We start from the raw sequence: 25740 nt of genomic DNA on the forward strand, positions 1-25740 counted from the left end.
GATACACAGCGAAAAGGACATAGCTGGGGATCCTAAAAGCTGCTGCGGAAAAGGTTCACGACATGGCTAGGATTTCGGTCGAGCATAAACGAGTCGACATAAACCACTCCATCCAAGCCGTCCTGTTCTGCTTGGATTTGTGCCGTTGCCTTTGCAAGTCTGTCTGACAAAAGGGCAGCTTCTCCTGATTCCAATGGATGCCGCAGGATCACCGCGATGCGTCCTTCGGCTGGTTTGTCCCAAAGGGCGCAGGCGGCGAAATCATTCTTGAGTGCGGCAACGTTGTAAACCGCGGCCCAGTTTTTGATTGCTTGCCGATGCTTGTCCAGCTCAATGGTCAGGTTCCGGCCGTCGAGTACTGCTTTCAGGTCTTTGGCTAGACGCCAATCAAGAAGCGCGTGGTACGCCATATTAGAATAGTCGCGCAGGCAGCGATAGCAGGATGACGAGCACTCGAGTGAGTGCTCACCCGCAAGCTCGTCCAGGTATGTGTCAACCTCGGCAAGGTATTCGTGAAGGATCTCGGGTCTTCCCAGGTGGCTGCTGAAGCCCGCGCCGTTTTCCAAGGTGTCGGCAAGAAAGGCGAACGTGGTTGGCTCGCCGTCCTTCAGTCCCGTATAGATTCCGGCGTTGAATTCCTGGGATTGGATGTCTAGCTTCTTCGCAGCCACTGTCCTCATCAGGAAGCTCAGGGAGTACCAAGCCGCTCGGCGGCCTTGAATAGAGTCATACGCGCCGTGTTGTTGAGGCGCTCCGGTGCTCAGATCCAGCCGTAGCCCCTGATGTTTGATCACTGCTGACTGCGGTCCGTAGAACAGGAAGTCCGTCGGTTGAATAGTTCCCAGCGCAGCAGCGATGGAAGGTTCGGACTGGTCGGTGTGCACCGCGCTCGTCCCGTCAGGAGCTATGGCTATGTAGCCGCCCCAGTAATCATTCGGGAGGGCCTGCTTGAACTGGAAGGATTTGCCGGAGTTGTCATTGATCACGTACCTCTTCCCACGGCCCGAATATGTGACTGAACCGGGGAGGGAGACAAATAGCAGTCTTTGGAGGTCGGCCACCGCGCGGGTTGAGGTCGACTTGGGTGACCAGGAGAAGTTGCCGTCGAAGTCTCGGGGGGTGCCTGCGCGATAACCTTTTGGCTCCCGGAGGTCGATGGTACTAAAGATTCCGGGGTCAGCTCCGCACTGTGGGCAAGAGCCTGCTGCGTGTTCTGAGCCTGCTGGTTTTTCTTCCACGTATGCACACTGCCTGCATACATCGATTAGTCGCTGGTCGCCCAATGCATTGTCTTCAGCCGTGACTGTGCGACCAGCGGGGTAGAAGGAGGCCACTCCGATGACAGGATAAATTTTCCCGTCGCGCACAAGCTCACTACCCGGCGCGAACTGGTTGACTGCCATCGCTGCATCGCGGTCGATCACATTGTCCGGCGGCCAGGGGAAAGCGGAGCTTGGTTTTTTGAGGTAGAGGTCCCGCACCTTTGAGGGGAACCCGAACATCGGCAGGAGACCGCTTTCGGCCAACCGCTGACTAAGGTCGGAATGGCCAGGGATGTCGCTGAAGGCAACTAAGGAAATATCCTCAGCCAGGGACGCGATACTGGTACGGGCGATGTCCAAGTCATCCTGGCTTAGGTTCGTGTACGTCGCCAAACCAGTCGCCGCCTCTTCAACTGTGGACCAGTTGTCATTCAGCCATCGACTGAGCAGTGGCTTCACCGTTGCCCAGTCCGACACCAACCCAAACTGGCCATGTGTGTTGTTCCCTAAACCGGAAAATCCGTCATCCAGAGAAAGGGCGTCGGTAAAGTCAATGAATGCACGACGAAGCGTTTCACTTCTCAAAGCCCGTGTATAAATTTCGGGACGTTTGAGGGCCAGGTATGGCGGCGGTGTCGGTTCATTGGTGATGAGTTCGGGCCGTCCAAAGTAATACTCATCGTGGCTGCGGCCCCTGCACACGGTGAGTGACACCGCCATGGGCGTCAGACGTCGGCCGGCACGCCCTACGCGCTGCTGGTAGTTGAAGCGGGTAGGTGGCATGTTGGCCAAGATGACGGAATCGAGGGCGCCAATATCGACGCCCGCTTCCATCGTTGTGGTGACGGAGAGCAGCTCAATCCCATCGGACTTCTTGTTCTCCGTCTGGTTGAGGAAAACATTTTGGAACCGGGCTTGCCGGGATTGGGCGGCGAGCCGATCGGTTTGGCCGGTAAGTTCAGCCGCGGTGAGACGGAACTGGCCTTGCTCATAAGTGGCCTTATGCCCGTAGTAATCAAGATCTGTCCCATGAGCAGTTGCCTCCGGGAGGTCCTTACCGCAATACGTGCATAGACCGCACCCGTATACCAGGTGCCGCCGTCGGCAAGTCTGACATGTCCATTCACTGCTAGAGGGCTGGTAGATGGTTACCGTCTCGGCGTGGATGAGGAAGTTAGATACTGCATCGCCCCATACCTTCCGGACCGACGTCTGAACGTCATCAATGTCCATGTCGAACTTCACCGAGACTGCCTGCCAGAAGGTCTTCAGCTTCCTCGGTGGCGTGTCGGATACGTTTCTCATACCGGCGAATCGGCGCATTCCGGCAAGAATGCGCAAGCTGGACTGTGCGATGGCAGCCGGAGAGGACGGGACACTCTCGACGGCGCTGACAGATTCAACGAGTCCAACCCAACCTAAGCCTAGAGACTCATAGTCGCGTCCTACGCCGGAAAATAACCCGTCAATGATCTCCTTCTGCAGGTTTTTGTCTATGGAACCCTCGAGCTTCCTCTGAGCAGTGGATAGGTCTGTTTTCCGTGCTGGTGAAGGATCCCAGCGGTAAATATGCGACCAGGAGGACGGGACCTTCTCGTCAGTTTGTTGGAGGGAAGCCGATGGACCGCCGGGATTTATACCCATCTCCACCAACCGCTGACTAACACGGTCAGTAAGTACGGGAAGCGAAGGAGATTGAGCAAGCTGGCGGATGGCCTCCGTTTCCGGCATGTCATTCTCAAGGTCCCACACGTCCTGCAGCAGGGTGAATGCCTTCAGATCCTTAGCACGCAGGCGTTTGATCGCGTCCTTGGTCTCTGCGGTCTTCTTTCCGTCGACGATATGTTCCTTGGCTAACAGAATGTCGGCTGCAACCTGGTCTGCTGCCGCAAGTTCCGTACGGAGGAGCAACCGCAACAGATCCTGGTAATGCCGAAGGCTGATTCCGGACGATAACTTGGCGGCGTCCTGTCGGCTGTCCGTGAAGACGATGGTTTTCCGGTTCGCCGGCTCGAGGTCTTGGAGTAGTTCCGTGATGAGCACCTGATTTATTTTTTCGAAACCGGTGCGCATGGCCCGAATGGGTGATCTTTGACGTTTCTTGTCTGCCGCTGGCACGACCCCGTCAGAGGTGTGGGTTATCTCCCAGTCATCGGCGCAATTAGGGCACCGCGTAGGAAACGGAGACAACTGCTCGGGGTTCCGTTTGAACACGCCCGAGTTCTGGCCGCGCTTGCCTGCTGGTGTAGCCACCTGGAATGTCCAGCCGGTGTGGTCGTTACCGCCGGTTGGACGGAGCTCGCCCGTCTCGGGTCTGAGGATCGAGCGTCGAAATGCGTACTCCACCTTTTTTCCGTCTGCAGACCATTCCAGATCCTCCAGATCCGGTCTCTGCTTCTGCGGCCAGTAAAGCAGATAGTTATTGGCTGTTCGCTCAAGACCCACCTGATCGGGCAGATGTTCTATGTCCGACAGGTCTGCCAGCAGGGTTACTGACTTTCCGGGAGGTTGGGTCGAACCCGCGGGTACATACCCTCCCAGGAAGACGTCTCCACAATTTTGGCAGTACAGGAATTCCAGTACTCTGGAGCCGCACAGGCATCGGCTGACCGGTTCCGAGTACAGGCGTCCTACAGAACGCGTCTGGCTGCCTCCTTCCTGAACTTCAGGGCAGGCCGGGTCGGTGCAGGCCCACATGCCCGGTACATTGCGGAAAAAAAGATGGCTTCGCAGCAAAGGCCATTTGACCCCACCTGTTTTTTGCGGAGGCGCTGCAGCAGCTTTCAAGAGCTTCTGTACTGCTTGACGGCGTGAATCTTCAGCCAGCGCGGGGAATAGATAATGTTCCATCTGTTTTAGAGACTTCGCCTGCGGTTTTGATTGAGGCTTCCCATTTTCGGCCAGGAAGAAGACGTTACTCAGGGCACTGGCTGCTGTGAGCTCGTCCGTGTGGGCGATGACTCCCTCCGGTGTTGCGAAGCCCGTTTCCGACAGGTCAAGAGCCGGATCTTGAGCGCGGATGAGCTGTCCGGAAAGGAAATCAAAAGATTCGCGCGGCACCCCAAAGAATTCCTCGACGAAGGCTTCGTCCCGTTCAGATTCCAAGGAGGCTGAGGCGGCGATGACTTGGAACTGGTTGGTATCTTCAGCCAGTCCGAGCCTCATTTTTAGATTGCGGATGAGTAGCGCTACTTCTGTGCCGTCGGTACCTCTGTAGGAGTGCAGTTCGTCGACGATGAATGTGAATCGATGGTCAGAGCTGGCTTGAAGCCACTCACGGGTTGAATCGAAGTACCGACTGTCACGCTCGCGCAGGAGCAGGACGTTGAGCATCGAATAGTTGGTGATGAGAATGTCAGGGGCCGCGTGGGCCATGTCCCACCGGGAGACCATTTCAGCTCCGCCAAGATGGGGCATGAAGTACCTAGACTCGTCATCGAGTTGCTGCATCTGGGTACTGCGCTGATCAATATCTTGAAGATATGAGCGTAGATTGCCGACAGCAACTTTGTTGTCCAGCGCTCCTGTGACGGGCGTTGCCCCGGTGTACCGCCCGAAGTAAAAGCGGTGGCCCCGCCTGTTCTTATCTAGCCACGTCCGAGCCGCATCGCTGTCCAGTGCCTTTCGCAGCCGAATGAGCTGATCATCAACCAGCGCGTTCATTGGATACAAAATGATGGAGCGGACAGCCTTAGTGCGACCAGTCTCTGTCTCCCGCTGTGGCACGAATGGACTATTTGCCCCTCTCCACCATGTCGCGAAAGATGACCCATGACCGGTCCAGGAGGTTGATTCGGCCAAAAGGTTAGAAAGTAGGGGCAGGAGAAAGGCCTCGGTCTTTCCTGCACCGGTGCCTGCGGTCACCACCACATTCCGTTTGTCCTTTACGACCGAAACCAGGGCTGACTCCTGGTGGGTGTACAGGTCCCGATCGGCAGGGATGAGACCGGTCCGCGCGAACTCAACCAGGTCCTTTGAGGCCTGGGCCCGTTGGACTGAATCCTCGAAGGACTGCGTGGAGGCCATGTATTCGGGGCGCAGTTCGATGAAGGGTTCCCTGTAGACGCCGTTGTCCTTGTCGAGGATCCGCCGCCGTTCTGCTTCAAGGTTTTCATCAGCAAGTCCGAACGGTGTGTCGTAATAACGAAAATATGACTCCCGCAAGTGGTTGAACGTTTCCACTATGTCTAAAGGCATGATGTCGGCTTTCTGTAGAACGAACGGGAGCCCTGCATGGGCTCTAACGCACTTGAAGGTGTTGGTGAACGGATCGAGCGACGGCTAGGGCAACAGAGTTGGGCACATTGTCGTAGGTCCACGATCCGCCCGGAGACTTGACGGGGTTGACCCCGCTGCACAGTGTCAGCGCTTGCCGGTGTTGCACCGGTAGCGGCAGGGCGGCATTGACACGGAGTGTGCCGATGGGATCTTCGACATCTTCGAGGATCTTCAACTGGAGACACTTACTGTCCACCTCTGACATTGTCAGGCACATACCTTCCGCATAGCTGGTTAATGACCAGATCCCGGATCTGAACAACCAGTATTGAGGCCGTCTGTTCACCGTTTGTCTATACAGCCCATCGCGGCGGAAAGCCTCAACGTGCGAGAACTCCCGTTGGGAGACGTTGAACATTTCAACTGCTGATCCGTAAGCGTTGGGCCCTGCTGACCGAGGCCCGGGACCGAGCAGAGGAAGATTCGCCGCCATGGACAAGGCTGCACAGGGGATGAACGATGCTCCTGCGTTGGCGGCAAGCTCCATGAGTTCTGCTTCACTGTCATATTCAACGAGAAGGATCCCAGGGTCGCCGAGTGACGCTGTCCCGCTGTTCGGGGGTTCCACCTTGTGCAGCACCACATTCGCTTCGAGCCGGTCCTCTAGCTCCGCCGTTCGTTTGCCGATGACCAATGCAAACGCCGAGGACCCTGGAAGTTGCGTAAGCACAGTGGGTCGAATTCGCCATTTGCTCTCCGACCACAACAAATCCAGATGTCCCAATCCTTCCAGCCGCCGCAGATACGCTCGCGCCGCCTTCGTTCTGGCATGCGGAAGACCGTTCATCAACGCGGCGACTGTGGATGTTACGTCAGAGAGGCGGCCATGACCGCGAAAACTCAACCACTCGAGAACGAGATCACCGTCCATAGATGCTGTCCTCCATTGACTGTGACAAATATGATCTCCACAGGCGGTCATGGCTACCGATAGTGTCCCTAGCGGCCCGGCGCCAAAAAGCGTGGGCCGTGTCGTCTATCCATCCAAAGTTTGGTGGATCAGCCGCAATCCGTTGAGGCGGTGAAAACTTTCCTGCCTGTTCAGTCAAAACCCAGGTTGTCCCCTTCGGGACAGAGACTTTCCACCGGTAGGACTTGGGGAATCCGAGCCGAGTAATGAAAGGGGGAATAGGAGGTTCGCCGCACCTTTGTACCAGTCCCGAGGGCGCCACGAACCATACAGCAGCATCCCGTCCCCGTCTACACAGCACAAACTCGGGAACCGTCGCTTCTGGCGCCGGACCGGGAGGCATCACAGCGTCGTGACCTGGAGTGTGCGCCGCCTCCCACTGAGCGGCAGAACCGGCGGAGTGGACAAAAAAATCTAAGGTGAGGCCAGCGACAGTAACTGTGTGCTTCCCCTGCGTAAAGGGTCCGGCGAGCCGGAGGGGAAAAAGGGAACCATTGGCCTTCACCCGTGTTCCGGGGAGTCTGTTATCAAGAACAACATGAATGTACTCGTCAGAAGATCCCTCCGGGAGCTGGACATCCGGCTCGCCCCCCAGCAGGTAGTGGCGGCCGCCGACATCCGTCCGCAATTCAAGCCCGTTTACGAGTTTGGGCCGGGAGCTAGGACGTGGCTTCAGGAGCTGGCCTAAGCTGTTGAACGACCCTGCCGCTGACAGGTCAATCGGCTCCACCAAGGACACATCTACATATACGGCCCACCCTGGGAAGACCTTGCCGCGAAGCTTCCAGTACCCGGCCGCTGCACTTTCGGTAAGAAGCTCGTCCATTTCCGCTACATCCGTGTCCTGCACAACGAACAGGTGGGGCTCCTCCGGAGTGGCTTCTGGCACCGACTGCCAGTGGCCCGACGAAGGATCAATGCGCAAGATCCACAGTTGACGCACATTTTTGGTAAGGACTGCCCGGGCTCCTGTTGCCCGAAAACGGTGATTAATCAAATTAGCGCTTTGGGGGAGGCTGCCCAGTATAACGTCGTAGACAGATCCATAATCGGGTTTTTGGATCGATAAGAGCGAACCGTTGTCTTGCCTAAGCTCGTCCGTTTCCAACCGCGGATCAACAGGGATCACCCAGCTGATCGACCAGTCCTCTGGGTCAACGCGAAGGCTCAGGTCCAAACGCACCCGGCCCTTTTCCGCAGTCGGCCCGGAACTTTGCTCAGCAGCCAATTTGGCAATCACCGCCAGGAGCAATGGATTTCCGGAGCCTTTTTGAACCAGGTCCACGAATGCCGGGGAGAACCCCCGTGGCTTGTCCAGCCACAGACGGAGTAGAGCCAACAACTGCTCCGGGGACGACCTCAAATTCCGATCAACACGGAGCCGGTCAAAAAAACCGGACAACCGATCCCGGTCGGACGCTTTCAACACGGTTTGAGAAAGCGGATAGCCGATTCTGTTGAAGGTTTCATGAGTGCGGATAGTGCTCGGGCCTAAGAGGTCGTGGCTTCTTTCTATCCAGGTATCAAGCGTCTGCCACATCTCAGCAACTACATCGAAGTGCTTTTGAATCCCCCTAGCGGTGAGACTGTTTGTACCCGACGTCATCAGGGTGACCAACCGAGGGTAATAAGCGGCAGACGAAAATTTCCCGTCGTTTCGCATTCTGGATCCTGCGATAACGGTGGCGGCCAAAAGAGGCAGGCACGGTGGGGGTTGATCCTGGGAACCCTTCCTCCACGAGGCGAGCCGCCGCTCGATAGGCTCGAATACTGTTGGCTTGTCGGTCTGCCGGAGCTCCGCGAGAACAGCCGAGCGCAGCGACTCCACAGGATCAGGTAGGAGAGGACAAATCCGCGTCATTTCTTCATCATCGAGAAACATAATGACCGGTTCATCGGGTTGATTCATCGGGAAAAATTCATCCGACAGCTTTGACTGCCACCTGTCGTAGTCCATATGAATCCCCAAAACTTCCTCGTCCCCCACGTCATGATTGTATTCGCTGGTACCGACACACATTGCTGGCCCCACAGCTACGAGGATCGATCATCGAAATCAACGGAGGCTGGGACTGGTGAGGTCAGTGTAAGTAGGACTAGAGGTACTACCCGGTAATGCCGCTGGTGACATGCCGGTGATGGGACTTCGACCTGCTCAGTGGGAGAGCAAGTGGAGGAGGAAGTGTGTTGTTGCACATGTCGGCGAGCGTCCCATACGGAGTCGGTGGGTCTGAAAGAATAGACACATCATGGATGAAATGAAACGCGCGAGTGAGCTGACAGTGGTCGAGATCTGCGCTGGGGCAGGTGGTCAGAGCCTCGGGTTGCACCTTGCGGGGTTCCGGCACACACTCGCAGTTGAGCTTGACCGCGACGCGGCCCAAACCCTCGCGCTTAATCTTTCTCGCCTTGCAGCCGCTGAGGGGCAGCCGGAGCCGAAAGTTGCGGTGGGGGACGTTGCTGACGACTCAGTGTGGAACCCCACTGAACATGCGGGAGTCTCGCTGCTCGCGGGCGGAGTGCCCTGCCCCCCGTTCTCGATTGCCGGTAAGCAACTCGGTTCGTCGGATGAGCGCGATTTGTTCGCCTGGGCCGTCGAGGCTGCTGGTCGCATGCAGCCTGACGCGGTGCTGCTGGAGAACGTCCGCGGGTTATCGATGCCGCGTTTTGCCGGGTATCGGCAGGCCGTCCTCGACCGGTTGGCCGAGCTGGGTTACCGCGCCGACTGGCGGCTGCTTGAGGCGAAGGATTACGGTGTCCCGCAATTACGGCCTCGCTTCATCCTCGTGGCTCTGCGTGAAGAATTCGCGCCCTACTTCAACTGGCCTGAACCGACCCCTGCGGTGCAGACGGTGGGCTCTGCACTCTATGACCTGATGGCAGCGAACGGGTGGCCGGGCGCCGAGGTTTGGGCGAAGAGGGCCGACCGAATTGCCCCGACCATCGTTGGCGGCTCCAAGAAGCATGGCGGGCCTGACCTCGGCCCGACACGGGCGAAGCGCGATTGGCGCGCCCTCGGAGTCGACGGCCTTGGGATCGCAGACGCAGCGCCCGGCCCCGATGTCCCAGTGGACTTCGTCCCCAAGCTGACGAATCAGATGGTTGCCCGTATTCAGGGCTGGTCGGGCCAGGCGTACGAGTGGGACTTTGCCGAGCGCAAAGGGCGAAAAACTACAACCTACCGGCAGATCGGTAACGCCTTTCCCCCACCGGTAGCCCGTGCTGTCGGGGTCGCTATAGCAGCCGCATTACGTAAAGACGGAACTCCCACCGGCCGCCACGGCGCGGGCAGCCATGACGAGGTCTACCGCGCGCTACGCGAGCATGCTGGTTTTGTCTCGTTCGCAGGGTTGCGGAAGGCGCTCGGAGGGAGTCTCGCCGACAGTGAGATCGAGCGCAGGATTGACTTTATCAGCCGTGACTTTGAGGTTGAGGTGCGCGTTCGCCGCGGCGTGCCAATGTACAAGCTAGGGGAGTGGCGGGCCTTCCGCGGGCAGGCGAACCACGCCCGCCACGAAGTGTTTGCGGTCGATCGCTTGCGCGCCAAGGTTAGCTAGCCCCCTCATCTATGGCTATGGCGCTCTTTGCGAATGATCTTGTCGGTGCAGCGCTATGTGCGCCCAGGATACAGCGTGTCGCGGATTGACGTCAGACGGTCAAGGCTCAATTTTTGGAACACTGATTTTGATCTAGATTTAGGAGTTTTCCATGCCAGACTTCGGCATTCCTCCCAAGGGGGAGGAGATCAAAGCAGTCATCGACCAGCGCCTCAAACTTGCGATGACAGAAAACGGTGCGAAGGTCACGATTGACTGGCGTGGTGAGCCCCGCCACCTGTACGTGATTTCCGTGCCGGTCGAGATGCTCTACTTCAACCCGGATACCCACCGAATCCGTGCTCAGCGGACCCTCGACCCAGAACGCGATAGGGCCATTGAGGAGAACCCTTGGGGTCAAGTAGCCCAGGACTACCTCCACGATCTGCTTAGGCAACGGCCGTCCAACCCAGACCAAACGGACCCCGATTACACCGCCCTGATGGACGAGCTGGACGACGTCGGCCAGCGCGAGCCTGGGATCGTTACCCCTCACGGGATCCTGGTCGACGGCAACACGCGAGCCGCCGCGCTGATCGATCTCGGCGAGCAGAACATCAGGGTCGGCGTTCTGCCGGAAGACACCTCGCGCAAAGACATCAACGCCGTGGAGTTGTCACTCCAGCTGCGGAAGGACCGCCGGCGCGACTACTCCTACATCAATCGCCTCATCGCGATTGACGAGGAACTCGGGCGCGGGCGCACGGAAGCCGATGTTGCGAAGGATTTCAATATCAAGCTTGCGACGCTGCAGCGAGACCGCTGGGTCTATGCGCTAATACTCGACGCGATTGACCGCAGTAAGACCGCGGACGGGGCGGCCCTGCGTCTGATTGATTTCGAACAGCACCAGGAAAAGCTGCGTGAGCTCCACCGCGACTTTTCGAAGCTGGCTATGACCGACTCTGATGCTGCCAAAACCCTGATGCAGTCGCGTCTGGCAATGGTTCTCCTGGACTACCCGAAGACCTCCTTGCGTCTCGCTGAAGCAGATTTCCACACGCGATATCTCGAGAGCCGTCTCCCGGAGGACCTAAAACCGAACTTGTCCGTTTTAGAAGAGGTCTTAGTCCCGGGTATTCCCGGGGCGGTCCTACCAAGGCAGAGTAGTGCTTCTGCCGCAGCCGAAGCTCTCACAAACCAGCTTCTCCGTGCCAAGGCGACGGCGACTGATGGCAAGAGCGCCAGTCCCGCGGATGTCGCATGGGCTGCCGGTGTCATGAAGCAGGCGCGAGATACGTTCGACACCGCCGTGAAGCTTGCTGGGCAGAACGCAGAACTCGTGAAGCGGCAGACCGCGGTACCAGAGCGGCTGACTGATGCAGCGGACTACGTCACTCAATGTGCAAGCGAATTCGCTGAGGCGAAGGCAAAGCGCGCCCTCGACGACGAGGCTTTTGACGACGCACTGATCGTGCTCCGCGATAGCCTCCAAAGCCTCGCCCGCCAGGCTGGACGCACCTTCTCCGCGCCCGGGGAAGGTGTTGCTTGGCTGCTCAACGCCGTCCGGTCCAGGTGATGATGCCCGACCAGCCAAGCCTCAGCATCAGCCTCGGGTTGGAGGTTACGCACGCCCGGCTCGTCGCTCGGCCAGGGCTGGAGGATGACCTCCGTAGACTGGCGGTCGGCTTCCGCACTAGCGTGCAACGGTCGCCAGGTAGTGTCGAGATTGAGCTCGACGACCTCCTAACAAACCTTGAGGTACTCAGCAGATGGCCGCATACGGCAGATGGTGATGTGCTTTGGGACGGACAGCTACAGGCGCTCGTAGTCGACTCGCTGCATGATGCTCAGACACTGTCTAGTCAGTTGCATGACCGCAGAGCGGAGGCGGCAGTGGGTTCCGAAGCCGTCCACGGCCTTCTCGGGCCTGAATGGACAGGAGACCTCACATCCTTTCAGCTGCGCGACATCGCCAAGCTTCTGTCGCTTCGGCACGGAGCCAACTTTTCCGTCCCCGGTGCTGGTAAGACGAGAGTCGGACTTGCTGTATTTCACGCGCTGAGGCGCCAAGAGAATCTCGAGCGACTACTCATCGTCGGACCCAAGTCCAGCTACGACGCGTGGTGCTATGAGAACAGGGAATGCCTGCAGCCGCCGCTGACTATGGAGGTGGCCGATGGCGTCCCAGCGAGCACTGTGGAAGCAATCATCGTCAATTATGAGCGCCTCCCCAACATGGTCAGCTCGCTTGGTCGCTGGCTCACAGAACGGCCCTCCATGATCATCCTCGATGAGGCCCATCGCATGAAGCTCGGGGCGGACGGTGCATACGGCGCGGCCTGCCTCGCTCTCGGCCCTCGCGGGAGGCGCCGGTTTATCCTTACAGGGACACCAGCCCCGAACGGGGTCAGGGACCTCGAAAACCTCTTCGGATTCGTGTGGCCCGGTACTGGTCGCCAAAGCGTACTTCGGGCGGTGAACGGTGGCGACCTAGCCGATGCCAGCCGCACGCTCAGACCTCTCTTCACGCGAACGACCAAACATGAGCTCGATCTGCCGCCAGTGGAGACCAGCCTGCGAGTTGTACCGCTGCCTCCTTTGCACGCTGAAATTTACGAGGCCCTCGTTGGGCAGTTCTCCGCGCGCGCGGCCGGACACGAGGGCGACTTCCAGGCGCTTGGCCGAATTCTGGTATACATGCTAATGGCTGCGACCAGCCCTGCCCTGCTCGCAGTCGGGACCACGCGGTATGAGCCGCTTGCATACCAAGTGCCGCCGCTGCCGGTTCCCGAGCGATCATCGCTCTATCAGCTGATGCAGGACCTCCCAACCTACGAGATGTCGCCGAAATACCAGGAAGTGCTTGCGATAGTTAGCCAGAATGCTGCCCAGGGTCGAAAGACGCTCGTATGGTCAACGTTTATCCGCAGCCTTAACACACTGCAGAGAATTCTGGCGAGATTTGGCCCTGCCGTGGTCCACGGTGGCACTCCCGATCGCGAAGAGCAGATCCAACGGTTCCGGAGTGACCCTGACTGTCTGGTGCTGCTGTCCAATCCTGCAACGCTCGGCGAGGGGATCAGCCTGCATCACGAGTGCCACGACGCGGTTTACGTTGACCGAGACTTCGCCGCTGGGCGCTTCCTACAGAGCCTAGATCGTATTCATCGCCTTGGGCTCAGGCCGGACACCACGACCCGAGTCACCGTTCTCGCCGCAGAAGGCACCATCGATGAGGTGGTCGCGGCACGGCTCGCGAGCAAGCTGAAGTTTATGGGAGGCATCCTCGACGATCCAGCGGTTCAGCAGCTGGCTGATCTGGACGAGGAGCCTCCGGTCGGTGGAGTTTTGGACCAGGCGGACCTTCAGTCGTTGATGGGCCACTTGCGTGCGACTGCCACCTGAGCCGATCCTGCTCGCTGCCCGGCGCTGGTTGGAAATTCTCCCATTGAGTGGTGGCATCCCACGTGCCCAGGCATTACTGGCGACCCACAAACAGTACAGCGACTTGTCACCCACTCAGTATGCAACAGCACTCGGTTGGCTGCGTGACATGGAGCTACTCGAAAAGATCGGATCACCGATTCCGTTGGCCAACTTGGTACTCGGCGCCATCTTCGAGAATGCGGCACCTCCGTGGGTGCAGGACGCCGACGAGCTTGTTCAGTCACCAGACGAGTTGCCCTCGGACGTTGTTTCGGCCGGTGAAGTGCTGGGCCTTGATGCGGACGGTGTATACGAGCAGCTCGTCACCAGTTGGGGCAAGGTCGACACCGCTGTTCGCGAACGGGTTGGTTTTGCGGGCGAAGCAGCGCTTGTCTCCATCCTCAATGAGCGCGCTGACAGCCGTGTTGACCATGTGTCGACGTGGTCCGATGGGTTCGGATACGACATCGCCTTCGCTCAGGGTGATGCATCTGCCCACTTGGAGGTGAAAAGTACAACGAGGACTGGACGATTCACTGCCTACTTGTCACGGCACGAGTACAAGGTGATGCTACGAGACCCTCGTTGGGTGCTCGTCGTCGTGCGGCTTACCTCCGACCTCGACATCGCCGCAGTGGGCTCAGTGCCCCGAGAGTGGATTGGTGCGGCCGTACCACGTGACGCAGGATCTTTTGGAAGCTGGGCGTCATGCAAGCTCGAGGTGCCTGGAGAGGTTATCGAAGAACGTGTCACGCAGCTTGGAACGGATGTGGCCAGCAGACTTCCGCCATGGCGTACCGTGTAGCCGCGAGCGACGGCTCGGCGAGCCTGAATCCCGGCTTCCGGTGCAGGATCGTATGATCATCGGGAAGTAGATGCCCACTCCTGTGTAGGCAAGATTAGAAGGAACAACGTGAAACAACCGGCATGGGATGACCCCGAGTCCAAAGCGGGGACCATGATTCGTGGAGCGCTGTGGCTCCTGCAGGTGGTCGGCGAAGGGGGTACTTTCACAAAGAATGAATTGCGAACGGCTTTTCCCGGCATTTCGCAGATCGACAGACGGATCCGGGATCTCAGGGACTACGGGTGGATTCTGCACTCCAACGTCGAAGACGCATCTCTGCTTGCTGAAGATCAGCGGTTCGTGAAGGCCGGGGTGCCGGTATGGGACCCGCACGAACGGAGGCAGGCCGCGCCTCGAAAGGCGATGTCGAGTAAGGACAGGCAGGCAGTGCTTATACGAGACGGGTACATGTGCACCCTGTGCGGCATCGCAGGCGCTGAGCCCTATCCGGACGACCCCGTCATCACAGCTGTCGTCGCCGTCTCTCGACGCACAATTCGAACTCTTGACGGCCGAGAAACCGAAGCGTTTGTGACGGAGTGCAAGCGGTGCACGTCCGGACGAGGGGCATCGCCTATTCTCGAGCGCGACGTCCTTTTGGCCGCCGCAGAACTTAGCCCCGGAGATAGGCGGCGATTCGTTCGGTGGATGGAGCGTGGCCGCCGCGGCAGCACCGAGCTCGACCGCGCATGGGCCGCGTACCTCCGGGTGCCGACGGATAGGCGACAAAACATCGCGGATCAGCTTCGCCGGGAACAGTGAGCCCACCGCCACTCTATTTCGAAGAAAGTGCAAATTTTGCATATGCAGCGAACTCTTGGGGTCGAAATCTGGCCGCGGTTGCGGTGGCCGAATCGACTGACAAGTTGAACCGTTACCCGGAGCGGCCACCGTCGAACTCTACCAATGGATCGCTAGGCGCCCGGGCGTAAAGGGGAGGAGATCACAGCGGGTCGGCAAAGCGGTGCCTTCCCACAGATCATCACGGACTGTTCACTGCTAGGGATGAAGTGGTGATCCCGTGGCGCTCCTTCCAGGCCTACCCGTCTTGATGGAACTGTCAGTACTCCGGCCGGTCCGACTACCGATAGACGATGTTGAGTCATGACCTCGATGCCATGGCAGCGGGCATGATCTCCGCACCAAGCTCATCCTGTTATGTACGCCCAACAGCCCCGCGTGACGATCAGCAGCGAATATATCCTGGCCCTCCTTGTACCCTCTACGCCCGGACAATCTAGTGGTCATTAGTGAGGCAAACGTGGGGATTGCCGAGGCGGGCAGCGGTCACAATGCGCGGACGCTCTACCGCCGGTAGACGAACGACTGGATCCTGCGAGATATCTCCCAGGCCTCCACACTCGTCGGCTTGCGCGTGGGACACTCTGTGGTGGTTAAGGCTATCGCCGAAGCACTGCGCCGTAGCGCCCTATTTCTTCGCCTAGGTGTATTGACCACGGACGTTAGGAACATGCGGCGTGGTTAGGTGACAAAAAGAAGACCTCCAAGTGGAGTGGGGCTTGTCTAAGAGTCCGATCCACAAGGAGGTCTTCAATGTCCCATGCTAACGCGCTTCTGACGCCGAAGGGGCGACTTCGGCTGGCCCGGTGCGTGGTCGAGGACGGGTGGTCCCTTCGCAGGGCGGCTAAATGATTCCAGGTGTCTGTCACGACAGCTGCGCGGTGGGCGTGGACCGGTCGTTCATCCCGGCCTCACCAAGAGCCCGGTAACGGGCCGTCACCAACCTCGGGTCAATACACCTATGCGGCATCGCCCCGGACGCGCCTATCGCGTCGCTGGGGACTTCAAAAGGTAGACGGCGACCAATCTCGCCCCCTCGATGACTTGCACGCCTGTTGCGAGGTTTTGAGTTGAACTTTATTAGTCGTCAGCTCTTCGTGCGAGGTTCACGGAAACGCCACTGGGCGTGAGCAGATCGCTAGTCAGCCACTGATAGATCTCCCCGCACAGTCGGCGGTAGCGCTCTGGGTCAAGCTTCTGCCCGCCCGTGACGTCTCCGTGAGCAATCGGATTCCTTACAGAGTAGAGGTCGTTCAAACTGTCGCGCCTCGGCCTAGTCAAGAACTCATCAAATCGGGCGGCATGATCTTCTCCGAAGCGGCCTAAAAGCTTTGCGAAGGAGTCCGCGTTGAGGTTGGGAGCATGGGAGAAGAATGACTTGGCGAACGCCCGGCTTGGGCCTCCGCCCGTTGAATCGAGGTAAAGGTGTACGCTCACATAAACGAGTTGTTCCAAAAAGCCGGCGCATCGTAGGCATAAATAACGGCGAAGATCCTCTTGCAGCCGCATCTGGTCAACCGGTATGAAAGTGATTGCCTTATGGTAGCGCTCGAACTCTGATTCTAGACGAGTCCAGAGGGAGTATGCTGCGGGGTGGGCGATAGTAGTCTCGGACATTTCTATCCCAATAACACCGAGTAGGCTGTCCTTAGCCTCCCGTACACACTGTCACGGTGAGACGTACTGCGCGAGACCCAGTCAGTGTAGTGTTCGTCGGCCCGCAGCGTTACGATCGCCTCCCTGACGATGTCAGCGCTCAGCTGCAGTCCACTCTCATGTGCAAAGATCAAGGTACCCAAAACGGCGTCCACATGCGCCGCATTTACCCTGCCCGCGTATTTCAAACCATCACGTCCATTAGCTTCCACTAACAAAGCACAACTGGCGCTGAAGGCCGCTGCTAATGAGACGGTATCGACATCCTTCATAGATCCCCGCCGCTCAAGAAAATCATTTAGAAATTGCGCCATTGGTGGCTTGTATGCTGTGCGGCGTAATTCTTCGTCATCCCAGGAACCGGCGATCTTTCTAATCACCTCGGCCATTGCCAGAGCCCTCAAAACTAGCTCATGGTCTTTAAGCTTCTTATGCGCGGCTCCAAAAAGGTAGCGCCACGATTTATCGTGGTTGAGTTCCCGTATGAAGTCCACCAAGGGGCCTCTGTATAGGGCTACGCGGATTTCTTGTGCGGTTAGTGACACGCCACCGCTATTCAGTCGGCCGAACAGACGGTACACAGCATCGCGACCCTCCTCTCCAGCTGGTTCTATCACCACAGCCTGGATAAAAGTGTTGTTTAGCCGACGTTTGCTCTCACTCGAAAGTGTTTCAAACGTCGCACCTTGAAAGTCTTCAGCAACATCTCGAAGTGCAAATTCACGACCATCAGGGAGATTGCCGCTGTAGAAACTCTGCAAGGTAGTGAGGCGTTGCTGCCCATCCAATACAAGGTATCGACCGTCAGGTTCCACCACTAAGAATATGCTTGGAACAGGCCATCCTAGAAGCAGCGACTCGATGAATTTCTCCATACGAGGTAAAGTCCACACGCGCTGGCGCTGAAATCCCTCAATCGTTAGGTCACCAGATTCATCAGGATCAAACCGAGGTATCAATATATCGTGATCATTCAGCCGCCTAACAAGCCCGGCAACGTCAAAGTCTGCGCCGAAATAAGGGAGACTTGATGGAGGTGTTTCATACAGGCCTGCGTCGTCAGCTTCAGTTTCGTCATCGACGATAACGTCAGCTTCGTCTTTGTAGGAAAAATCGGTATCGGTCATATCGTCCTGCTGGCTCTTAAAGGGGCGGTAGGTTCAAACATTCGGCGGTGACGAGTGGGGTGTCGTTATACAAGTTACAGCACTCGAGCTAGGCAGAACTGCGGCATTCGCTCATAATGCAAGTGGGTGCAGTTGCGTGGACTGATATGGCCATGTGAGGCTGTGTTCCCACCGGGGCCTGACAATACGAGGATTCGCACCCGTGGAGCTTCTTCCTGAGGCGCACTTCTATCACTTCACGATCTACAGGTGACAGCAACCGGGCGCGGCCGTACATCATGTCGACCCTATCTCTGATCCTGTAGCCCAGGTCTAGCCAGTGAAGCATCTTAGCAGCCTGCGCTTTGGCTATATCTAGGAGCTCTGGAAGTATCTGCTCGAGCTTTTTCCCGGCGCGGATTTCCTGGCGCACTGGCTCAACTTCAATGCTTACACCGAGCGCTCCGCCGCGACGCCGGAGTGCCTGGTACCGCGCATCCGGTTGCCCCACCAACCGACCCAGCGCTTCCAGGGACTCAAAATCTATAGCGCCCATATCCGTGGACAGCCACCGCACCAGAAGCCTGGCATCTGCGCTGCCCCGCGCGGCCGCGCCAACGGCCCGGTTCAGCTGGTCCCGCAGCAACTGCACGGCCAGGACGCCGGACCGGCTGAGCAGGGGAGCGGTGTAGGCTTCGAGGGCCTCAACCACGAGGCCCTCCCGCAGCAGCCGCAGCACCCGCCCCGAATCCGAGCATCCGGCCAAACCTGCAGCGAGCCGGTACGGGTTCGACTCCACGGCATCGCCCAGCATCGACCGGACCCGGAACATCTCCGTCCGGATTGCCTGCGGCGTGCCCGCGTCGCCGTGCAGCTCATAGGCCAGCTCGTCAGCACTCCAGCCCAGCGACCGGGAATCCAGCAGCGCCAAGATCTCCGCCCGGCGCAGCGTCAGCGGCACCCGGCTCCCGTCGGCAAACACCGCCGCGGGCCGGTCCCCAAGCAGCTCCAACGCTGAAGCCGGAACACCAGGCCGGCGCACACCCTGCCGGGACGCACGCCCCGTAGAAGACGCACCCAAGGAGGCGCCGCCGTCGGACGTTCCCAGCAGCGACTCCGCCACCCGGACCGCACACCGCACCATCCGCAACGTGTCCGCGCTGATGCTGTTCAGCGGTCCGGAGACGTCCAGCACGCCCAGCAAAGCACCCGTCAAAGGGTCCGTGATGGGCGCCGCCGTGCAGGCCCAGTCGTGGTGGGTGCGGACCAGGTGCTCGGCGGAGAACAGCTGCACCGGCCCGCCGGTGACCAGCGCCTCGCTGATGGCGTTGGTGCCGATGCCCGCCTCGGACCAGTCGGCCCCCTCGGAGAACTCCAGCCGGTCCGCCCGGCGCAGCGCCTCCCGGCTGCCCACCCGCCACAGGATCTCCCCGGTGGCGTCGGTGAGCACCAGCAGGTGCCGGCCGGAACTGGAGTCGTCCGCCAGCAGGTCCTGCAGCGTCGGCATCACCCGCTGCAGCCGGTGCTCCCGCCGCAGCTGCGCCACCTCGGCCGGATCGTGCAGGTGCCGGGGGCTGTGCTGGTCCGGGCTGATGCCCAGCGCCATGGACCGCCGCCACGACTCCGCCAGCGGCACGGGGATCTGCGGGGGCTGGCTTCGCACGGGTAGGCATGGTGTTAGTAACACCTCTTCTTCGGGGTAACATTCCGCAGGGTTGTTTCGAGATTATGCCGAACTGGCCAGCTGGATTTGCGATGTGCAAAGTGACTATTGGGGGAAAGTATCGTGTTTAAGTTCTTGAGGAGAAAAGGAATTGTCCTCGTTTCCACTGACGACCAAGGGCAGTCGAGTTGGCAGATTGATGGTCGACGACATGATTTCATCGGGCAACGAAGCGATCTACAAGCCGCAGTCTCCGCCTCTGCCGCTCACCATGCGAAAAGGCGGAAAGTGTTGGTGTACGAAGAAGTTCCCGTGTCTAAGATTCGGCCTTTTTACGATGAGCTGGTGCCGATAATTCTTGCCATACTAATAGCAGGCTCGGCATTCCTTTTTGTTGGGATAACCCGTCAACCTGAGATCACCGCCCTAAGTCTCACGGCTCTTCTTAACGGTATAGCTTTCACTTTGGCTATAGGGCACGCCGGATGGGTCCTTGCTCGCGCCTGCGGGCGAGGCAGGCGGTTCCACCCGATGTCAAGGACTGTATGGAAACAGCACTGGAAACTCCTCGCGTGCATTGCAGCATGCACTTTGCTGGGTCTGGGGTTTGCGTTCTGCCTGCCGGACCAGTCTCGGTTGGAGTGGGCCGTCAAGGCCTATGAGTGGTTTACGAATCCGTGGGGCGCAGTCGGCAACATGTTGGGGTTCGGGTGGCTGAGCATTTTTTTCCTAGTCTGGGAACTTCTGCGTGGCTTCACAGCCTCATCAATGCTCGTGGCGCTTAACGGTGCAGGGCAGCAGCAGTACCGTTTGGATCATCCCGTTCTGGGATGGCTGTACGGCTTGTGGCAATGGCGGGTAGACCTGGCTCACTAAAGCAACCAGCCTACTTACGGCCATCGCGTTGTTGTGATGCAGGTGCGCAGGCCGGCGGCGGGGGAGGGCTGAGCGAGAAGATCGTGGTGGACGCGCGGTGGGTGCATCCCATCGGCAACATCCCGCTGGACGAGGCCGCACTCATCGAGCCGCTGTCCGTGGCGCACCACGCGGTGGCGCGCAGCGGCGTGAAGGCGACACCGCGCTGGTGGGCGGGTCCGGGCCGATCGGCCTGCTCACGGCGGCGGTCCTCAAAGGCATGGGCGTGACCACGATCATCAGTGAGCTCACCCAGGCCCGCAAGGAGAAGGCCACTTCCAGCGGCGTGGCGGACCACGTCCTTGACCCGAGCAAGGAGGACGTCCCGGCGCGGGTGCGCGAGCTCACCGGGGGCACCGGGGCGGACGTCGCCTTCGAATGCGCGGGGGTGAACGCCGTCCTGGACACGATGCTCGACGCCGTCCGGCCCGGGGCTGTTGTGGTCAACGTGTCCATCTGGGGCGCGCCCGCCACCGTGGACATGCAGAAGATCGTGCTCAAGGAGATCGACCTGCGTGGCACCATCGCTTACGTCCGCGACCACCCCGCCGTGATCAAGATGGTGCAGGAGGGCAAGGTGGACCTCAAGCCGTTCATCACGGGCAGGATCGCGCTGGAGGACCTGGTGGAGCAGGGCTTCGACACCCTCATCAACCACAAGGACACCGCGGTGAAGGTGCTGGTGCACCCATAGCAGCTCAAGGGCGTGCGGCCGGGCTCGAAGGCAGGACGACGGCGGGAGGCAAGTTCCGTCGTCGTCCTTCCGCCACTAGGTGGATGGAAACGGCCGCCTCTATTTACGCGGGGTCGCCCGGCGGGCGCTGCTGCGAACCACAAGGGTGGGTGCGATGGGGGTGCGGTCCACGTCCCGTCCTTCCATTGCACCAAGAAGCACTTCCATGCTCATGAGCGCCAACGCGGTGAAATCCTGCCGCACAGTGGTCAGGGGAGGCAGGAAGTAGTCTGAGCCTTCAATGTCGTCGAAACCGACCACGCTCACATCCTCCGGCACCCGGATCCCATGTTCGGCGAAGGCGCGTATCAGGCCTAGAGCGGTGTGGTCGCTGGCGGCGAAGATCGCTTGGGGTACCTTTTGGTCCTTGACGAGCTGGAGTGCAGTCTCGTAAGCCCACCCGGGGCTCCAATCGCCTTCGAGGCACAGCCCTGGTGTCAGCCCGGCGTCGCGCAGCGTGGCCTCCCACCCGCGTTTGCGTACCCGGCCGTCGAACCAGTCCATGGAGCCGGCGAAGTGGGCGATGTTGGTGTGGCCCAGGTCTATTAGGTGCTGGGTGGCCAGCCGTGCGCCCAGTTCCTGGTTCTCCGAATAGGTGAAGACGTTTGGGGTAGATGATGCTCCCGCCGCAATCATCTCCACGGGGATGCGGCAGGAAGCGTTCCATACGGCTGCTGCCATGTCCACCACCGGGGCAATGACGATGATTCCCCCCACGCCGGTATCGTCCAGGGTGTCAAGGGCGGCTTGGACCGACTCCCCGTAGGGCTGTTCGACGCTAATGACGGTAGTGGCGTACCCCTTCTTGCGCGCAATGTTCTCGAGGGCCATGAGCGTCCCCACCGGGCCGAACCGCGGGGAGCCGTCCGACAGTATGCCGATGGAAGTGGACCGGCTGGTGACCAGCGCCGTGGCTGCCCGGTTCCTGCGGTAGCCGATGTCCTTGATCACCTGAAGAACCCGCTGCCGCGTTGCCGCACTCACGTCCGGTGCCTCATTGAGTACCCTCGAGACCGTGCCAAAGGAGACGCCTGCGATGCTGGCCACATCGTTGATGGTGGGCTTCCGGCGCAGTGGTGCATCCGGCAGCCCCTCGGTCGCCTCGCGGGGAACAGCTCTGCCTGCCACACTCTCTCCTGTCTTGCACAGCGCAAACGGAACCCACTTGATCCCGTTTGGTTCCGTGCGTTTTGATCTTACGTCTGCCGGGATTTCCCCGTCTCCAAAAGCGCTCCCAATGTGATGCTTGACACTCTTCTCCGTAAACGTTTACGATGATGTCCGTAAACGTTTACGCTCTGCTCGTAATCGTTTACGGACAAGATATTTCGATGAAGAAAGGCGCCGGATGACCAGCCGTATCGTGGACGAACTCGCGCTCGAGCCGAACTCCGGGCCCCGGGACATCGACCAGAACCAGTGGGCAAATCTCGAAGCGTTCCTGAGGGACACCCCGGCCGGCGATCTGGCACTCGCAGTCCGCACCTTTGTCCCTGCCGGCTCCTCGGCGGTCATCGGAATCTTTGATGAAAATCGTCTCTGGGCAAGCCTGGCGGTCTCCGTCGACAACTCGGGCAAACCCTCGTCAGTCTCCACCCTTCGAGGCCCGGCCGCGGAAGCGGGCGGCGACATGGCGAAGGCGGCCAGCGAGGCAGTGAAGTGGGTTCAGGCCCACCACGGTCCGTGTTCCTTGGGCTTCTTCGTCGACAGAGTACATGCAGAGGCGCTGCTGAGAGCTTCAGACAAGGCCTCTGCCATCCGCACAGCGTCGGCCTCCGGCGGGCTCGTCCTGTCCCCGGTCCCGCCGGCCCTGGCCATTGCCCTCGCCTGAATCCCAGGCATCCACCCCCACCCACCCACCCCAAGCACTGGAGAACAATGATGATCCGCAGGCTTCCCTTTGTGGCCCTTGCCGCAGTCCTGTCCCTTTCGGTCGCGTCCTGCAGCAGTTCGACCACGGGCACGTCCAATGCGCCCGACGCCGGCGTGTCCAGCAAGGCCCAGCAAGCCCTTGACCAGATCAAGGGACAGGTCCTGAGCAAGGGGCCCAACGGCGAGACGCCCTCCCCGGCGTCCACAGCAGACCTCACTCCTGACGAGATTCAAAAGGTCAAGGCGCTCAACGCCAAGGCAGCCATCGTGATGCACTACGGCGGCAACGACTGGGCCACCGCCCAGATCAACGGACTTAAATCCGAGTTCGAAAAGCTCGGTGTCAAGGTCATTGCCACCACTGATGCGAACTTCAAGCCGGACAAGCAGGTCTCGGACATCGAGACGGTCATGTCGCAGAACCCGAACATTATTGTCTCCATCCCCACGGATCCCGTAGCTACGGCCTCCGCCTACAAGAAAGCCGCGGCCGCCGGCACCAAGCTCGTCTTCATGGACAACATCCCCCAGGGACTGACGGCCGGTCAAGACTATGTCTCTGTGGTTTCCGCTGACAACTACGGCAACGGCGTCGTCTCCGCCCACCAAATGGCCAAAGCCCTCGGCGGCAAGGGGAAGATCGGGGTGGTCTTCCACCAGGCTGATTTCTTCGTGACCAAGCAGCGCTACCAGGGATTCAAGGAAACGATTACGAAGGAATACCCGGATATCAAGATCGTCGAGGAAAAGGGGATTGCTGGGCCGGACTTCGCTGGTGATGCCCAGGCTGCTGCGAACGCAATGCTCAGCAAGTACGCCGACCTGTCCGGAATCTGGGCGGTCTGGGATGTTCCTGCAGAAGGTGTCATGGCCGCAGCGCGGGCCGCGGGCCGGCCGGACCTGAAGATCGCCACGGAGGACCTCGGCAAGAATGTCGCGATTGCCCTGGCCAAGGACGAACTTGTCGTAGGCCTTGGAGCGCAGGTTCCGTTCGACCAGGGTGTCACGGAAGCGCGGCTGGCCGCGGGGGCGCTCATCGGCAAGCAGGCGCCCGCTTATGTGGCTCTAAGTGCGCTTCCGGTTGACCACTCCAACGTCCTGGATGCCTGGAAGCAGGTCTACCACGAGGACGCCCCGAAGGACATCCAGGACTCCTACAAGAAGTAGCCAAAACCGGCGGTGCGGGGGTTTCCCACCCCCGCACCGCGCCGAAAGGGCAACGATGAATACCGCAGACAATGTCGTCGAGATGCGCTCGATTTCCAAGAGCTTCAACGGCGTTCCCGTATTGAAGGATGTCAATTTCGACGTCCGTAAGGGTGAAGTCCATGCGCTCGCAGGAGGAAACGGCGCAGGGAAGTCCACGCTCATGAAGATCCTCCAGGGCGTCTACCAAGCGGACGCCGGCGAGATCCTTATCGGAGGAAAGCCCACCGCCATCAACTCGATCCAGGACGCGAAGGCCGCCGGGATCGGCATGGTCTTCCAGGAGTTCAGCCTGGTACCGAGCCTGACCGTTGCGCAGAACATTTTCCTCGCCTCCGAACCGCTCGGCACCGGCGGCCTCATCGACGACCGTGCCTCGGTGCGCCGGGCCCGGGAAGTCTTCAGTGAAATGGAGGTCGATGTCGACCCGCGCGCCGGAGTCGCACGGCTGGGCACTGCTTACTGGCAGCTGACCGAGATCGCCAAGGCACTCGCGCAGAATGCCCAGGTGCTCATCATGGATGAGCCCACAGCCAGCCTTGCCCGGCATGAATCCGAAGCGCTCTTCGAACTCATTGACCGCCTCAAACAGCGTGGCATCTCCATCATCTACATTTCCCACCGCATGGATGAGGTGTACAGGCTCGCGGATCGGATCACCATCCTCCGCGACGGCCACCACCTCCTCACCGCGCCACTGACGGACGTCACTCCCGGACAGATCGTGGAAGGCATCGTCGGCAAGAAGATCGAGGGGCAGCTTTCCTATCGTGCGCGTGATCATGTGGCCTACGACGGGGCGCCGCTTCTGGAAGTCCGCGGGCTTAACGCGGGGCAGCGGGTGAGGGATGTTTCGTTCACGGTCCGGCCTGGCGAAATCCTCGGCCTGGCAGGGCTGATGGGCAGCGGACGAACCGAGCTCGCCCGTGCTCTCTTTGGCATTGACAAGTTGGACAGCGGTGAAGTCCTCCTGCGGGGCAAAAAGGTCAACCTTAGCTCGCCGCAACAGGCCATCAACGCGGGAGTTGCCCTCATCCCGGAGGACCGCAGGGCCCAAGGCCTCGTCTTGGAGCACTCCGTCCAGGACAACCTGCTGCTTCCCCTCCTGGGCCAGATCCAGCGTGGACCCTTTCTGGACGGCGGAAAGGGTAAGGAATTGTCCGCATCACTGATCAAGAGGTTCGCAGTGAAGGTGGCCCACCCCCACCGCCCGGTGCGGCTTCTCTCGGGCGGAAACCAGCAGAAAGTGGTCATCGCCAAGTGGCTGGGCACCGATCCGGACATCCTGATCCTTGACGAGCCAACGGCGGGCGTCGACATCGGCACCAAAAGCGAAATTCTCGACATGATCCGGGAGCTTGCCAGTGCAGGCAAGGCCGTCATCGTCATCTCCTCCGAGTACCCCGAACTACTCGCGGTCAGCGACCGCGTCCTCGTCCTCAAGGACGGCTCCATCATCCGTGACATCCCCCGCAGCGAGATCGCTGACGAGGAATATCTCCAACTTGCAGTCCAGGGAGTCTGAA

The 25740-nt window shown here is 59.7% G+C and carries 16 protein-coding genes and 2 pseudogenes; 11 read left to right on the forward strand and 7 right to left on the reverse strand.

Translation table 11 applies throughout. From position 1 onward, the window contains the following. Positions 1–32 precede the first annotated feature (32 nt). The 3 genes from NMQ03_RS05420 to NMQ03_RS05430 are packed head-to-tail and all read right to left on the reverse strand — an operon-like array spanning position 33 to position 8437. A complete protein-coding gene (locus NMQ03_RS05420; RefSeq protein ID WP_255174728.1) occupies positions 33–5444 on the reverse strand; it encodes a DEAD/DEAH box helicase in 5412 nt (1803 codons plus the stop codon). A 58-nt stretch (positions 5445–5502) separates the two neighbouring features. After that, entirely contained in the window at positions 5503–6411 is a 909-nt protein-coding gene (locus NMQ03_RS05425; RefSeq protein ID WP_255174729.1) for a hypothetical protein, read from the reverse strand. Further along, positions 6401–8437: a hypothetical protein gene (locus NMQ03_RS05430; RefSeq protein WP_255174730.1), complete on the reverse strand. Its 2037-nt coding sequence runs from the start codon at positions 8435–8437 to the stop codon at positions 6401–6403. Before NMQ03_RS05430 ends, NMQ03_RS05425 begins: the two co-directional genes overlap by 11 nt. Before the next feature lie 262 nt (positions 8438–8699). Here NMQ03_RS05430 and NMQ03_RS05435 point away from each other — a divergent pair, with 262 nt between their 5' ends. The 6 genes and pseudogenes from NMQ03_RS05435 to NMQ03_RS05460 all read left to right on the forward strand — a co-directional run. Then, positions 8700–10007, forward strand: coding sequence for a DNA cytosine methyltransferase (locus tag NMQ03_RS05435; RefSeq protein ID WP_255174731.1), 1308 nt, complete (start codon positions 8700–8702; stop codon positions 10005–10007). Between the two features lie 151 nt (positions 10008–10158). Further along, entirely contained in the window at positions 10159–11565 is a 1407-nt protein-coding gene (locus NMQ03_RS05440) for a transcriptional regulator (protein WP_255174732.1), read from the forward strand. Then, positions 11565–13394 carry a DEAD/DEAH box helicase gene (locus NMQ03_RS05445; RefSeq protein WP_255174733.1) on the forward strand — a complete coding sequence of 610 codons (1830 nt, stop codon included), beginning with the start codon at positions 11565–11567 and terminating at the stop codon, positions 13392–13394. The genes NMQ03_RS05440 and NMQ03_RS05445 overlap by 1 nt, the downstream gene beginning before the upstream one ends. Further along, complete coding sequence (locus NMQ03_RS05450; RefSeq protein WP_255174734.1) at positions 13378–14220, forward strand: DUF3883 domain-containing protein; 843 nt, start codon at positions 13378–13380, stop codon at positions 14218–14220. Before NMQ03_RS05445 ends, NMQ03_RS05450 begins: the two co-directional genes overlap by 17 nt. 108 nt (positions 14221–14328) lie before the next feature. Next, positions 14329–15024 carry a hypothetical protein gene (locus tag NMQ03_RS05455; RefSeq protein ID WP_255174735.1) on the forward strand — a complete coding sequence of 232 codons (696 nt, stop codon included), beginning with the start codon at positions 14329–14331 and terminating at the stop codon, positions 15022–15024. A 792-nt stretch (positions 15025–15816) separates the two neighbouring features. After that, positions 15817–15912: pseudogene (locus NMQ03_RS05460) on the forward strand (leucine zipper domain-containing protein); the annotation flags it as partial. 231 nt (positions 15913–16143) lie between these two features. Here the strand turns inward: NMQ03_RS05460 and NMQ03_RS21105 are convergent. The 3 genes from NMQ03_RS21105 to NMQ03_RS05470 all read right to left on the reverse strand — a co-directional run bounded on the left by NMQ03_RS21105 (position 16144) and on the right by NMQ03_RS05470 (position 19488). Then, positions 16144–16680 (reverse strand): HEPN domain-containing protein, encoded by a 537-nt coding sequence (locus NMQ03_RS21105; RefSeq protein ID WP_369693202.1) that lies wholly within the window; start codon positions 16678–16680, stop codon positions 16144–16146. 2 nt (positions 16681–16682) lie between these two features. Beyond that, complete coding sequence (locus tag NMQ03_RS05465) at positions 16683–17846, reverse strand: DUF262 domain-containing protein (RefSeq protein WP_255174736.1); 1164 nt, start codon at positions 17844–17846, stop codon at positions 16683–16685. Between the two features lie 88 nt (positions 17847–17934). After that, complete coding sequence (locus NMQ03_RS05470; protein ID WP_255174737.1) at positions 17935–19488, reverse strand: GAF domain-containing protein; 1554 nt, start codon at positions 19486–19488, stop codon at positions 17935–17937. Positions 19489–19611: 123 nt separating this feature from the next. Between NMQ03_RS05470 and NMQ03_RS05475 the strand changes: the two genes are divergently transcribed. Both NMQ03_RS05475 and NMQ03_RS05480 read left to right on the forward strand, forming a co-directional pair. Beyond that, a complete protein-coding gene (locus NMQ03_RS05475; RefSeq protein ID WP_255174738.1) occupies positions 19612–20364 on the forward strand; it encodes a hypothetical protein in 753 nt (250 codons plus the stop codon). A gap of 53 nt (positions 20365–20417) precedes the next feature. After that, positions 20418–21097 (forward strand): annotated as a pseudogene (locus tag NMQ03_RS05480) (zinc-binding dehydrogenase); the annotation flags it as partial. 99 nt (positions 21098–21196) lie between these two features. Here the strand turns inward: NMQ03_RS05480 and NMQ03_RS05485 are convergent. Then, complete coding sequence (locus tag NMQ03_RS05485; RefSeq protein ID WP_255174739.1) at positions 21197–22264, reverse strand: LacI family DNA-binding transcriptional regulator; 1068 nt, start codon at positions 22262–22264, stop codon at positions 21197–21199. Between the two features lie 220 nt (positions 22265–22484). Here NMQ03_RS05485 and NMQ03_RS05490 point away from each other — a divergent pair, with 220 nt between their 5' ends. The 3 genes from NMQ03_RS05490 to NMQ03_RS05500 are packed head-to-tail and all read left to right on the forward strand — an operon-like array spanning position 22485 to position 25739. Then, positions 22485–22967, forward strand: a complete 483-nt coding sequence (locus tag NMQ03_RS05490) for a hypothetical protein (RefSeq protein WP_255174740.1) — start codon at positions 22485–22487, stop codon at positions 22965–22967. Between the two features lie 47 nt (positions 22968–23014). Then, complete coding sequence (locus NMQ03_RS05495) at positions 23015–24175, forward strand: substrate-binding domain-containing protein (RefSeq protein ID WP_255174741.1); 1161 nt, start codon at positions 23015–23017, stop codon at positions 24173–24175. Positions 24176–24230: 55 nt separating this feature from the next. Further along, positions 24231–25739: a sugar ABC transporter ATP-binding protein gene (locus tag NMQ03_RS05500; protein ID WP_255174742.1), complete on the forward strand. Its 1509-nt coding sequence runs from the start codon at positions 24231–24233 to the stop codon at positions 25737–25739. The last annotated feature ends 1 nt before the right edge of the window (position 25740 follow it).

Origin of the sequence: Arthrobacter sp. DNA4 (genome assembly GCF_024362385.1) — a bacterium.
Lineage (GTDB): Bacteria > Actinomycetota > Actinomycetes > Actinomycetales > Micrococcaceae > Arthrobacter.

Excerpts from the sequence above, each read along its gene's own strand:
- NMQ03_RS05425 (WP_255174729.1), bottom strand. The coding sequence starts at position 6,411 with ATGGACGGTGATCTCGTTCTCGAGTGGTTGAGTTTTCGCGGTCATGGC.
- NMQ03_RS05435 (WP_255174731.1), top strand. The coding sequence starts at position 8,700 with ATGGATGAAATGAAACGCGCGAGTGAGCTGACAGTGGTCGAGATCTGC.
- NMQ03_RS05440 (WP_255174732.1), top strand. The coding sequence starts at position 10,159 with ATGCCAGACTTCGGCATTCCTCCCAAGGGGGAGGAGATCAAAGCAGTC.
- NMQ03_RS05445 (WP_255174733.1), top strand. The coding sequence starts at position 11,565 with ATGATGCCCGACCAGCCAAGCCTCAGCATCAGCCTCGGGTTGGAGGTT.
- NMQ03_RS21105 (WP_369693202.1), bottom strand. The coding sequence starts at position 16,680 with ATGTCCGAGACTACTATCGCCCACCCCGCAGCATACTCCCTCTGGACT.
- NMQ03_RS05465 (WP_255174736.1), bottom strand. The coding sequence starts at position 17,846 with ATGACCGATACCGATTTTTCCTACAAAGACGAAGCTGACGTTATCGTC.
- NMQ03_RS05490 (WP_255174740.1), top strand. The coding sequence starts at position 22,485 with ATGACCAGCCGTATCGTGGACGAACTCGCGCTCGAGCCGAACTCCGGG.
- NMQ03_RS05495 (WP_255174741.1), top strand. The coding sequence starts at position 23,015 with ATGATGATCCGCAGGCTTCCCTTTGTGGCCCTTGCCGCAGTCCTGTCC.
- NMQ03_RS05500 (WP_255174742.1), top strand. The coding sequence starts at position 24,231 with ATGAATACCGCAGACAATGTCGTCGAGATGCGCTCGATTTCCAAGAGC.